We start from the raw sequence: 11,004 nt of genomic DNA, 5'->3' as shown, positions 1-11,004 counted from the left end.
GCGGCGTCAGCGGCGCCGACATGCGCCCGTGGTCGGTCGCGCTGCGCACGCTGGCCGCGGCGGCCGACGCGCTGGTGGCGGTGGCCCCGCCGGCGCGGCTGCGCGGGGTGCACCGGGACGCGCGCGCGTACGTCGCCCTGGTCGCGCTCTGGAGCCTCCGCCCGTTCCTCCCCGAGACGTTCGCGGGGGCGCTGGCCAAGCTCACCCTCGACGCCCTCGTGCCGCTGCGCGCGCTGGCCGGGCTGTGGTCGCTGCACAGCGTCGCCGACGTCGCGATCGGCTTCTGCCTGTACCTGCCGATCGGGGCGTGGCTCGCCGTGCACCCGCGCGCCGACGGGGGGCGGCGGGCGCCGTGGGCTGGGCTCGCGCTCGCGGCCGCGACCGAGCTGGCGCAGCTCGTCGTCCGCGGCCGCAGCGCCGACGTCACCGACGTGCTGGTGCAGGGCGCGGGCGTGCTGGTGGGGTGGGCGATCGTGCTGCGCGCCGACGCCCGCCGCGCGCGCCTCGCCGGGCGCGGTCAGAGCGCGCTCGGGTACGTCTCCGGCGGCTCCGACGGGTCGAGCGCCCCGTCGCGGTCGAGCGGCGCGACGGCGCGCGTGGCGTCGAAGTGGTAGACGCAGTCGAACTGCGCGCCCACGCGCGCGTGGAAGTAGTGGCTCTGCCGCTCGGTGCGCGGGCGGTAGATCACGCCGATCGCCCGCTCCAGCAGCGCGCGCGCCGACAGCGCCTCGCGCGCCGCGTCGGCGGCGTCGCCGCGTAGCGGCAGGACCGCGTTCGGCGGCGCCGCGTCGTGCAGCAGCCGCTCGATGCTCCCCGGCAGCGACGGGTTGACGCGCATGCGCCGGGCGGCGTCGCCCCAGTCGTGCGCCGCCGTCACCGTCCCCTCGTGCGTCGTGAATCCCACCAGCACCGCGTCGTCGCCGTGGCGCTCGCGGGCGAGCTGGCCCAGGTTGATCTCGCCGCCGGCGCCCATCTTGGTGGCGCGCGCGTCACCCAGGTGGGAGTTGTGCGCCCACACGACGACCTTCCCCGCGCGGCCGCGCGCGCGGAGGTGCGCCACCAGCGCGTCGAGCGTGTCGGCCATGTGCGTGTCGCGCAGGTTCCAGCTCGACGTGCGCCCGCGGAACATGCTCCGGTAGTAGCGCTCCGCGTCGAGCACCAGTCGCGCGTTCTGCTCCGCCGAGAACCGGTCCTCGGCGGCGTCCCACTCGTCGGGCGCGGCGTCCGCCTCGGTCCCGCCGTCGCGGCGGCGCAGCTCGACCAGCTGCTCCACGACCGCGTCCTCGCACGACCGCGACAGGTCGAAGCTGGCCGCGTAGCCGTACTCCTGCGGGTCCTCGCCGAAGTGCTCGAAGCAGGCGTAGCGCTGCCGCGCGCGCCGCGCCGCGTCGGGGTCCACGCGGTCGAGGTAGCGCAGCACCTCGTCGATCGACGCGTGCAGGCTGTACAGGTCGAGCCCGTGGAACCCGACCGCCCGCGCCCGCCCGACGCGCGCGTTGTGCGCGCGCAGCAGCTCGGCCAGCCGCACGACGTCGGCGTTGCGCCACATCCACTGCGGGAAGCGCCGGAACCCGCCCAGCGCGTCGTCGGCGCCGCCGCCACGCGTGCGCCCGACGACCCAGCGGTGCACGCGGTCGGAGTCCGGCCAGTCGCCCTCGACGGCCACGGCGTCGAAGCCGCGCTCCTCGATCAGGCGGCGCGTGATCGCGACGCGCGCGGCGTAGAACTCGTGCGTGCCGTGCGACCCCTCGCCCAGCAGCACCAGCCGCCGCTCGCCCACGAGGTCGAGCAGCGCGTCGTGGTCGGACGGGGCGCCGGACAGGGGGCGGGCGGCGGCGCGGACGGCGGCGGCGAGCGTGGCGTCGGTCATGCCCGCCGGCGCTGCAAGTCGCGGGCACCGGGCGCCCTTGCCCCCCGCCGCGCGCCCGCGCACCTCTTCCGTATGCGACCCCTCCTCCGCGCCCTCGCCGCGCTCCCGCTGCTCGCGGCCGCCGCCGCCGCCCAGCCCGCGAAGTTCCACGCCGCCTCGCCCACCGCGCCGCTCTCGCAGGTGGTCGAGGTCGGGAACACGATCTACCTGTCCGGCATGCTCGGCACCGCCGCCGGCGGCCAGCTCGCCCCGGGCGGCATCGCCGCCGAGACGCGCCAGACGCTGGAGAACGTCAAGGCGGCGCTCGCCCGCGTGAACGCGACGATGGCCGACGTGGTGAAGTGCACCGTCTTCCTCGTCGACGTCGCCGAGTGGGACGCGATGAACGCGGTCTACGTGACCTACTTCCCGACCAACAAGCCGGCGCGCAGCGCCATCGGCGTCGCGGGGCTGGTGCGCAACGCACGGGTGGAGATCGAGTGCCTCGCCGTGCGGGGAGCGGGCGGGGGGTGATGGGTGCGCTTGGCTCGGCAGGGCGTAGAGCGGGGTGACCCGAACCCCAGGGTACTGCGCAGAGCGGGGTGAACCGAACCAAGGAGTGGGGCGAAGAGCGGGGTACGGCGGACCTACAGCCTTGAGCCGGTAGGTCCGCCGTACCCCGCTCTGCGCACTTCTCTGGTTCGCCGTATCCCGCTCTGCGCCCTGTCCTGCAGTTCGCCGTACCCCGCTCTCCGCCGTGCTACGCGACGAGCCGCCGCACCTCGCCGCGCAGACGGTTCCGCACTCGCGCCCCGAGGACGACCCCCGTCGCCGCCAGCCCCACCACCAGCCCGATCCACAGCCCCGCCGGCCCCATCCCGCGCGAGAGGCCGAGCCACACGCCGGTCGGGATCCCGATCAGCCAGAAGCCGACGATGTTGATCACCATCGGCGCGCGCGTGTCGCCGAGCCCGCGCAGCACGCCGAGCGACACCACCTGCAGCCCGTCGAACACCTGGAAGACGCCGGCGAGCGGGATCAGCGCCGCCGTCACCGCGATCACCGCCGGGTCGGGCGTGTAGAGCCGCGCCAGCGCGCGCGGCGCGGCCAGCAGCACCGCCGCGCTCACCGCCATGAAGCCGATCCCCCACGTGCGCGCCGCGGGCGCCGCCCGCCCCGCCGCCGCGGCGTCCCCCGCGCCCACCGCGCGGCCGACGCGCGCCGCCGCCGCCGCGCCGACGCCGAGCGGCACCATGTAGGTGAGCGACGCCAGGTTGATCGTCGCCTGGTGGCCGGCCATCGCCACCGCGCCCAGGTGGCCGACCAGCAGCCCGACGGCGCCGAACGCCGAGTACTCGAGGAACTGCTGCAGCCCGATCGGCGCGCCGACGCGCGCGAGCCGCGCCAGCCCCGTCTCGCGCGCCGCGTCGCGCCGCCACGGCACCAGCGTCGGGCGCAGCTTCGGCCACGCCGTCGCCAGCAGCGCGAGCAGCATCGTCCAGCGCGCCACCGTCGTCGCGGCGGCGGTGCCGTCGGTGCCGAGCGCCGGCGCGCCGAGACGGCCGAAGATCAGCATCCAGTCGAGGATCAGGTTCACGAGGTTCGCGAGCACGATCGTCGCCACGATCGCGCGCGTCTCGTGCATCGCCTGGAGCGTCTGCCGCAGCACCACGAAGCCGAGCATCGCCGGCACGCCGGGCATCGAGAGCGCGACGAACCGCGCCGCCGGCACGACCACCTCCTCCGGCTGGCCGAGCGCGCGCAGCACGGCGGCCGCCGGGAGCATCGCCAGCGCCGTCGGCAGCGCCAGCAGCAGGGCCAGCACCGCGCCGCGCTGCACCCCCGACGCGACGCCGCGCGCGTCGGGCGCGCGCGCGGCCTGCGCCACCACCGGGTCGAGCGCGAGCAGCGTCCCGCTGGCCAGCGCCGTCACGTTGTAGACGTAGAGACTCCCGAGCGCGACGGCGGCCAGCGGGACCGCCCCGAGGCGGCCGACCATCATGGTGTCGACGACGCCCATCAGCATCACCCCGACCTGGACGGCGACCACCGGGAGGGCGAGGCGCCGCGTCTCGGTCAGCTCGGCGCGCCAGGCAGACGGCGGGGCGGGGGCGGGGCGGGGCATCGCGCGAACCGTAGCCGGCCCCCGAATCCCCGCGCAACGCGCCTGCGTAGGTTGCCCCAGATGCCGACCGCCCCCGCCGCCGCCTCGTACTGGGCGCTCAGCCGCACCCCCCGGTACAGCCTCACCCTCGCGCTCCCCCTCCTGCTGGCCTACGAGGGGCTCGCGGCGCTGCTCGGCGCCGCCGGCGGCGGGGTGCGCAACGGCGCCGACGTCTGGCTCAAGGCGCCGTTCGTCTTCCTCCTCGGCCCGCAGGGCGCGCTGGTGTTCGGCGTCGTGGTGGTGGGCGTCGCACTCACCGTCATCGTCCGCGACGTCCGCGCGGCGCGCGCGCCGCTGCGCGGCGACGTCTTCGCCGGGATGCTCGCCGAGGCGACCGCGATGGCGATCGTGTGCGGGCTGACGGTGGGGCTGGCGACCGCGCGGCTGCTCGAGACGCTCCCCGGCCTCGCGGTCGCGCAGACGGCCGTCACCTCGCTCGGCTGGCCGTCCAAGCTGATGATCGCGCTCGGCGCGGGGCTCTACGAGGAGCTGCTGTTCCGCGTCGTGCTCGTGTCGGCGCTGGTCTGGGGCGCGCGGCGCGGGCTCGGGCTGGGCCCGTCGGGCGCCGCGCTGGCGGCGACGGTGGGGGGCGCGGTGCTGTTCGCGCTGGCGCACCACGTCGGCGCCTACGGCGAGGCGCTGACGGCGCAGGCGTTCACCTTCCGCCTGCTGGCGGGGCTGTTCTTCAGCGGGCTGTACGTGCTGCGCGGCTTCGGGATCACCGCCTGGACGCACGCCATCTACGACGTGCTGGTCCTGCTCGTCCGCTGACCGTCGGCGTCCCCCGAACGGACGACGGGCCCGCCCCGGGTGAGGAGGCGGGCCCGTCGGGCCGCTGACGAACCGGGGGTCAGTGCCCGTTCGCGGGGGCCTTGGCGGCCGCCGCCGCGCCGCCGTGCTCCGCCCCGGCGGCCGCCGGCGCCACGCCGTGCTGCCCCGAGGCGGACGCCTCGTGCGAGGGCGCGCCGTGCGCCGCGTCGTTGTGCGGGAACGTCCGCATCATGACGTCGGTCGGGTGCCGGTACGTCCGGTTGTGGATGTAGAACGCCGTCAGGAAGGTCGCGACGGCGGCGACCGTCGTGAGGATCGCCGCGCCCCAGCCGCCCTTCTTGAACTCGACGTGGCGGTTGGGGGGCAGAACGGGCGAGGACGCCATGGAGCGGGCGGGTTGGGGTCGCGGTTCGGGGCTGCGGCCGGCAATCTACTCGGGTCCCTCCCCCCGCGGCACTCGGGGGACCGACGACCGGTGCGCCCCGGGCTCCCGCGACGGGCGCTCCCGCAGCGCCGCCGGCATGATCACGTCCCGCCCGAATCGCCCCCGGAGGGCGTCGAGGGTGTGCGAGAGGCGGCGGTCGCGCTCCGTCTCGACCGGCGGCTCCGGGGCCTCGCCCCCCGCCGCCTCGCCGTCGAACAGCGCCAGCTGGTCGGGCGCCGCCGCCTCGCCGAACCCCGACAGGGCGACGCCGAGCAGCCGCACGCCGACGCGCCGCGTCTTCCGGAGGCGCCGCAGCAGCTCGCGGGCGACCGTCGCGACCGCGCGGTCGCTCTCGACGGCCGTGTCGAGCGTGCGCGCCGCCTGCCGCGTCACGAAGTCGGCGTCGCGCACCTTCACGGTGATCGTGCGCGCGCGCAGCCCGTCGCCGCGCAGGTCGGCGGCGACCTTGCCGCTCAGGCGCAGCAGCTCGCGCTCCAGCTCCTCCTCGGTGTGCAGGTCGCGCGGGAAGGTGTCCTCCCGGCTCATCCCCTTCTGCACGTCGCGCGACGCCACGGGGCGGTCGTCGATCCCGCGCACCCAGGCGTGGATCCAGCGCCCGGTGCGCTCGCCGAGCAGCCCGACGAGCGCCGGCTCGTCCCACGCGAGCGCGTCGGGGACGGTCCGCAGCCCGTTGCGCGCCAGCCGCTCGGCCAGCCGCGGCCCCACGAACGGGAGGTCGCGCAGCTCGAAGCGGCGCATGAACTCGACCTCGGCGCCCGGCGGCACCGCGTGCACCCCGTCGCCGCCGGCGCCCGGCTTCGCCACCTCGACCGCCACCTTGGCGACCAGCTTGTTCGTCCCGCACCCGATCGACACCGAGAGCCCGGTGGCCTCGCGCACCGCGTCCCGGATGCGCCGCGCCGTGGCGGCCAGCGGCTCGTCGTACAGCGCCTCGGTGCCGCCGAGGTCGAGGTACCACTCGTCGATGCTCGACGCCTGCACGACGGGCGTCCACCGCTGCAGCACGGCCGCGATGGCGCGGCTGCGGTCGGAGCAGGCGTGGCGCGGCACGGGGACGCACGTCGCCTGCGGGCAGAGCCGGATCGCCCGCTGGATCGGCATCCCGCTGCGCACGCCGAACTTCCGCACCTCGTAGCTCGCCGAGCACACCACGCCGCGGCTCTGCGCCGACCCGCCGACGATCAGCAGGGTGGCCTTCCCGGCGCCCTCGGGATCGACCTGGCGCGCGACCGCGACGAAGAACGCGTCGGCGTCGACGAGGAGGATTCTCCGAGGGGGGGTGGTCATTCTCGGGGGGCGCGCTGCGGGCTGCGGACTGCGGGCTGCGGATTCTCGTGCCGCGGTGCGTCGGGTGGATCCAGCACGCATGCCGGCGGCTGCCATCCTCTGCCATGCACGCACCGGACGCGGACTTCGAACGATGGGCGGCCGAACCGGGGAACGCCAGCGCGGAGCGGCTCGTCTGGCGCCTCGCGATGTACCGGCTCGCCTGCTACGCCCTGCACACCGGCTGGGATGACGCTCTACGTCTCGCGCGCAGCCCGATCGCCGCACCGATCGCCGCGCAGCTCTACCGAGCGCTCGGGTCGATCGGCGCGAACATCGCCGAAGGATACAGTCGCGGCTCGGGGCGCGACCGCGTGCGCTTCTACGAGTACGCGTTAGGCTCCGCGCGCGAGAGCACCCACTGGTATCGCGCCGCCGAGCCGGTGCTCGGCCTCGAGGTCGCGGAAGCACGCCGAGCCATCCTGCACCGCACCACGCTCACCCTGCTCGCAGCGATCCCGGCGGAGCGCGACCGACTGATCCGCCGCGCCGAGCGGTGAGAATCCGCAGCCCGCAGCCCGCAACCCGAAGCGCCACTGCTCACCACGCGGGCACCGCCTCCGGCGCCTCCCGCCCCCGCGCCGCCACCGGCCACTTCGTCTCCACCACATCGTGCCCGCGCACGCCGTAGATCACGTCGTTCAGGTGCACGACGATGCACACGTGGTTCGGCACCACGCGCACCTGGTCGCCGATCCGCGGCTTCCAGTCGGTGCGCGACAGGTCGAGGATCCCGTGCTCCTCGCTCATGCGCGAGACCGTGACCTCGGGCCGGTCGAGCAGCGCGCCGAAGCCCGTCGTCGCGGCCGGGTCGGCGCCCTCCGCGCGCGCGCCGTCGATCGGCTCGCGCCCGAGCGCCTTGCTGCCGGCGTCGATCACCGCCTGCCCGGGGACGCTCGTGCTCACGACCGTGGCGAGCACCGTCAGCGCCAGCTCGTCCCACTCGCACGCGGCCACCGCGGCCGTCGCGCGGTCGTTGTACACGTAGGTCCCCGGGCGCACCTCGGTGAGCCCCGGCACCTCGTGCATGCGCCACGCGGCCGGCGTCGAGCCGCCGCTCACGACCTTCGGCGCCAGCCCGGCCTTCTCCAGCGCCTCGAGCGACGCGCCGAGCGTGCGCGCGAGCCCCGCCACCATCGGCTGCTGCTCGCCGATTGCCGCGCGGATGTGCCCCGGGTAGAATCCCACGCCCTCGTAGCGCAGGGGCTCGCGGTCGGCGACGAACTCGGCCAGCCGCACCACCGCGTCCGCGTCCTGCACCCCCGTGCGCCGCATGCCGACGTCCTGCTCCACGAGCACGTGGACCTCGCGCCCCACCTCGTCGGCCGCCGCCGCGAGCTGCACGGCCGTGCGCTGCGAGTCGAGCATCACCGTCAGCCGCACGCGCGGCGGCAGGTTCATCAGCCGCCGCAGCCGCGTCGTCCCGGCGATCGGGAAGGCGAGCAGCAGGTCGTCGGTCAGCTCCGCCATGACCTCGGCCTCGCGCACCGTGGCGCACGTCAGCCCGACGGCGCCCAGCCGCAGCTGCTCGGCGGCGATCCGCGGCGCCTTGTGCGTCTTGACGTGCGGCCGCAGGCGCAGGCCGTGCACGGCGGCGTACGCCGCCATGCGGTCCAGGTTCATGGCCAGGCGGTCCAGGTCGACGACCGGCGCCGGCGTCTCCAGCTGCTCGAGGTACAGGGGCATCGCGTGCGGGGACGTTCGGTGGGGGGCGCGTCGGCCCGTCCCCGACAAATGACACCACCGACCACAGGTCAGCAACCCATGACGCCCTCCGATCCCGCGCGCGCCTGGACCCCCGTCACGCTCGGCGCCGACGTCCCGGCCCCCAAGGGCGCCTACTCGCCCGGCGTGCGCGCCGGCGACTTCCTCTACGTCTCGGGGCAGGTCCCGCGCGACCCGCGCACGGGCGAGCTGGTCGGCGCGGACGACGTCGCCGCGCAGTCGCGCCAGACGCTCGCCAACCTGCGCGGCGTCCTCGAGGCGGGGGGCGCCACGCTGCGCGACGTCGTCTCGGTGAGCGTGCACCTCGCCCGCGTCGACGACTGGGGCGCCTTCGACGCCGTGTACCGCGAGACGTTCCAGCCCCCGTTTCCGACGCGCACCGTCGTCGGCGCCACGCTGCGCGGGATCCTCGTCGAGGTCACGGCGGTCGCGTACGTGGGCGGGCGGTGAGCGCGGCGCCCGGCGCCGAGTGCGCCCACGTCGAGGTGCCGCGCACGGCGCGCTACTGGCACGCCGGCGCGCGCGACGCCGCCGAGGTGTGGGTCGCGCTGCACGGCTACGGGCAGCTCGCCGAGTACTTCGTGCGCCACCTCGCCCCGTTCGCCGGCGCCGACCGGCTGGTGCTGGCGCCCGAAGCGCTGTCGCGCTTCTACGTCGGCTCGGGGGAGGGGAACACGCACGGCGCGATGCGCGTCGGCGCCACGTGGATGACGCGCGAGGACCGCGACGCCGAGATCGCCGACTACGTCCGCTACCTCGACCGCGCGCTCGACGCCGCGACCGGCGGCTTCGACCCGGCGCGTGCGCGCCTGTGCGTCCTCGGCTTCTCGCAGGGCGCCGTCACCGCCTCGCGCTGGATCGCCGCGCGCCACCGCCGCGGGCTCGCCCCGGCCGCGCGCCTCGTCCTGTGGGGCGGCGAGCTGCCGCACGACCTCGACCTCGCCGCCGACGGCGACGCGCTCCGCGGCACCGCGCTCTCCATGGTCGTCGGCGACGCCGACCAGTTCGCGACCGCGGAGGTCGTCGCCCGCCAGGCCGCCCGCCTCGACGCGGCGGGGATCCGGTACACGCTCGTGCGCTACGCCGGCGGCCACCGGCTGGAACGGGACGCGCTCGCGCAGGTCCTTCAGGGCTGAGCTGCGGGCTGCGGGCGGCGGATTCCGAACCCGCAGCCCGCAGCCCGCAGCCCGCCTTCAGCGCGCCCTCAGCGCTCCCGGAACTTCCTCAGATCCCGCCGGTCCTTCTTGTTCGGCCGCCCGGCGTCGAAGTCGAAGTGCTGCGGCGCCAGCTTCCGCTGCTCGGCGAGCCGCGTGCGCTCCGCCTCGCTCTCCGGCGTCTCCTCGTAGAGCGTGCGCGCCACCTCGGCGCTCCCACGCCGCTCGCCGGTGCCGGTCACGCGCACCTCGAAGCGCTGGTTCTGCGCCGTGATGCGCAGCGCGTCGCCGGGGCCGACCAGCTTCGCCGGCTTGGCGCGCGCGCCGTTCACGTCGACCTTGCCCCCCTCGACCGCCTCGGTGGCCAGCGTCCGCGTCTTGAAGAAGCGCGCCGCCCACAGCCACTTGTCGAGGCGCACCTTCTCGTCGTCGCTCACCCGTCGTCCTCCTCGCCCTCGTCGTCGTCCGCGTCGTCGCCGTCGAGCGCCTGCGACGCGCGCGCCACCGCGCCGGCGTAGACCGCCCGCTCGTCGTCGCGCGCGCCGGCGACCATCCCGGCCAGCGTCGGGAGCAGGGCGCGCACCGCGGCGTCGTCGGCGGCGCCCGCGAACAGGTCGCGCACCCGATCGCACGCCTCGGCCATCCGCTGCAGCGACTGCGGCGACGGTCCGGGGGCGCGCGGGCCGCCCGGGCGCAGCGCCGCCGCCCGTGCGCGCAGCGCGGCGCCGTCGGCGGCGAAGCGGTCGGCCAGGTGCTCGGCGAGTGGGTTCGACATGCGCGGAAGATAAGCGGTCAGCGCGGCTCCCCGTCGCCCGGCGGGCCCAGCACCGTGCGCACCTGGGGCGCCGCCACGCGCGACCGCGCGCGCGGCCCCTCCGCCGGCGGCCCCGAGGTGTCGTCGTCGGCCTCGGGCTGCGCGAGGTTCGCGTTGACGTACGCCGGGTCGTCGGTCACCTCGCGCACCACGTACGGCGCCAGCCACGCGGGCACCACGACCGCCGCGTCCGCCGTCGGCAGCTCGACCTCGGCGAGCACCAGGTCGCGCCCGGCGAACTGGTCGACCTCCCACGTCAGCGCGCCGTCGGGGACGGCGAAGCGGCGCTTGCGGATGCGGCGCTCGCGCGTCGTCGGCCACAGCACGGCGAACAGCGCCGGCGTCGTCTCCTCCTCCACCTCCACGCGCGCCACGCCGCTGCCGAGCTTCACGGTGCGGAAGTGGCGCACCTCGCTCCCGCGCCGCACCTCGCGCACGCGCTCCAGCAGCCGCTCCCCCGGCAGCCACCCCTGCGCGATCTCGACGCTCGGCATCCCGCGCAGCGTGTGCGGCAGGGAGCGCAGCAGGTACTTGCGCTCGATCTCCATCGGCGGCGGCGCGGTCCGCGCCGCGGTCTCCGCCTCGACCGTCGCCGCCACGCCGTCGAGCGACGCCACCAGCGCCAGCACGTCGCGCGCCAGCCACTCGGCCGACAGCGTCGCGAAGAGCTGCGCGCGCCGCGTGCGCGCGCGCCGCCGCCGCGCGAAGTCGGATCGTAGCCATGTCGTTCTGTGAGCCAAGGAGTTGAGACCACGA

At 76.2% G+C, this 11,004-nt stretch carries 14 protein-coding genes; 6 read left to right on the top strand and 8 right to left on the bottom strand.

Translation table 11 applies throughout. The annotated features are described in order from the left end of the window. The coding region (locus tag PYV61_RS13190) for a VanZ family protein (RefSeq protein ID WP_275832220.1) at positions 1-614 on the top strand (614 nt) is incomplete at its 5' end. Here PYV61_RS13190 and PYV61_RS13185 read toward each other — a convergent pair. Then, positions 518-1,870 carry an erythromycin esterase family protein gene (locus PYV61_RS13185; RefSeq protein WP_275832218.1) on the bottom strand — a complete coding sequence of 451 codons (1,353 nt, stop codon included), beginning with the start codon at positions 1,868-1,870 and terminating at the stop codon, positions 518-520. The two genes, PYV61_RS13190 and PYV61_RS13185, sit on opposite strands and share 97 nt — an antisense overlap. Before the next feature lie 72 nt (positions 1,871-1,942). On the opposite strand from PYV61_RS13185, the gene PYV61_RS13180 reads away from it, so the two are divergent. Beyond that, entirely contained in the window at positions 1,943-2,383 is a 441-nt protein-coding gene (locus PYV61_RS13180; RefSeq protein WP_275832216.1) for a RidA family protein, read from the top strand. Between the two features lie 226 nt (positions 2,384-2,609). Here the strand turns inward: PYV61_RS13180 and PYV61_RS13175 are convergent, their stop codons facing one another. Further along, a complete protein-coding gene (locus PYV61_RS13175; RefSeq protein WP_275832214.1) occupies positions 2,610-3,974 on the bottom strand; it encodes an MATE family efflux transporter in 1,365 nt (454 codons plus the stop codon). Between the two features lie 60 nt (positions 3,975-4,034). Between PYV61_RS13175 and PYV61_RS13170 the strand changes: the two genes are divergently transcribed. Then, positions 4,035-4,784 carry a CPBP family glutamic-type intramembrane protease gene (locus tag PYV61_RS13170; protein ID WP_275832212.1) on the top strand — a complete coding sequence of 250 codons (750 nt, stop codon included), beginning with the start codon at positions 4,035-4,037 and terminating at the stop codon, positions 4,782-4,784. Between the two features lie 79 nt (positions 4,785-4,863). Here PYV61_RS13170 and PYV61_RS13165 read toward each other — a convergent pair whose 3' ends face one another. Both PYV61_RS13165 and PYV61_RS13160 read right to left on the bottom strand, forming a co-directional pair. Further along, the gene (locus PYV61_RS13165; RefSeq protein WP_275832210.1) at positions 4,864-5,169 is read right to left on the bottom strand and encodes a hypothetical protein; all 306 of its coding nucleotides are present in this window, start codon (positions 5,167-5,169) and stop codon (positions 4,864-4,866) included. Between the two features lie 45 nt (positions 5,170-5,214). Further along, positions 5,215-6,516, bottom strand: a complete 1,302-nt coding sequence (locus PYV61_RS13160) for a DNA polymerase IV (protein WP_275832208.1) — start codon at positions 6,514-6,516, stop codon at positions 5,215-5,217. Positions 6,517-6,620: 104 nt separating this feature from the next. Between PYV61_RS13160 and PYV61_RS13155 the strand changes: the two genes are divergently transcribed. Further along, on the top strand, positions 6,621-7,055 hold the full coding sequence (locus tag PYV61_RS13155) for a four helix bundle protein (RefSeq protein ID WP_275832206.1): 435 nt from the start codon (positions 6,621-6,623) through the stop codon (positions 7,053-7,055). 40 nt (positions 7,056-7,095) lie between these two features. On the opposite strand, the gene PYV61_RS13150 is transcribed toward PYV61_RS13155, so the two are convergent. Next, complete coding sequence (locus tag PYV61_RS13150; protein ID WP_275832204.1) at positions 7,096-8,241, bottom strand: alanine racemase; 1,146 nt, start codon at positions 8,239-8,241, stop codon at positions 7,096-7,098. A gap of 78 nt (positions 8,242-8,319) precedes the next feature. Between PYV61_RS13150 and PYV61_RS13145 the strand changes: the two genes are divergently transcribed. Both PYV61_RS13145 and PYV61_RS13140 read left to right on the top strand, forming a co-directional pair. Then, a complete protein-coding gene (locus tag PYV61_RS13145; RefSeq protein WP_275832201.1) occupies positions 8,320-8,730 on the top strand; it encodes a RidA family protein in 411 nt (136 codons plus the stop codon). Then, a complete protein-coding gene (locus tag PYV61_RS13140) occupies positions 8,727-9,416 on the top strand; it encodes a hypothetical protein (RefSeq protein ID WP_275832199.1) in 690 nt (229 codons plus the stop codon). Before PYV61_RS13145 ends, PYV61_RS13140 begins: the two co-directional genes overlap by 4 nt. 68 nt (positions 9,417-9,484) lie before the next feature. On the opposite strand, the gene PYV61_RS13135 is transcribed toward PYV61_RS13140, so the two are convergent. The 3 genes from PYV61_RS13135 to PYV61_RS13125 form a co-directional block, all read right to left on the bottom strand. Then, the gene (locus PYV61_RS13135) at positions 9,485-9,871 is read right to left on the bottom strand and encodes an RNA-binding S4 domain-containing protein (RefSeq protein WP_275832197.1); all 387 of its coding nucleotides are present in this window, start codon (positions 9,869-9,871) and stop codon (positions 9,485-9,487) included. Further along, entirely contained in the window at positions 9,868-10,209 is a 342-nt protein-coding gene (locus PYV61_RS13130) for a hypothetical protein (protein ID WP_275832196.1), read from the bottom strand. Before PYV61_RS13130 ends, PYV61_RS13135 begins: the two co-directional genes overlap by 4 nt. Before the next feature lie 17 nt (positions 10,210-10,226). Next, the coding region (locus PYV61_RS13125; RefSeq protein WP_275832195.1) for a hypothetical protein at positions 10,227-11,004 on the bottom strand (778 nt) is incomplete at its 5' end.

Origin of the sequence: Roseisolibacter sp. H3M3-2 (assembly GCF_029211165.1) — a bacterium.
In the GTDB taxonomy this organism is placed as follows: domain Bacteria; phylum Gemmatimonadota; class Gemmatimonadetes; order Gemmatimonadales; family Gemmatimonadaceae; genus Roseisolibacter.
This window is presented reverse-complemented; position numbering and strand designations above follow the sequence as displayed.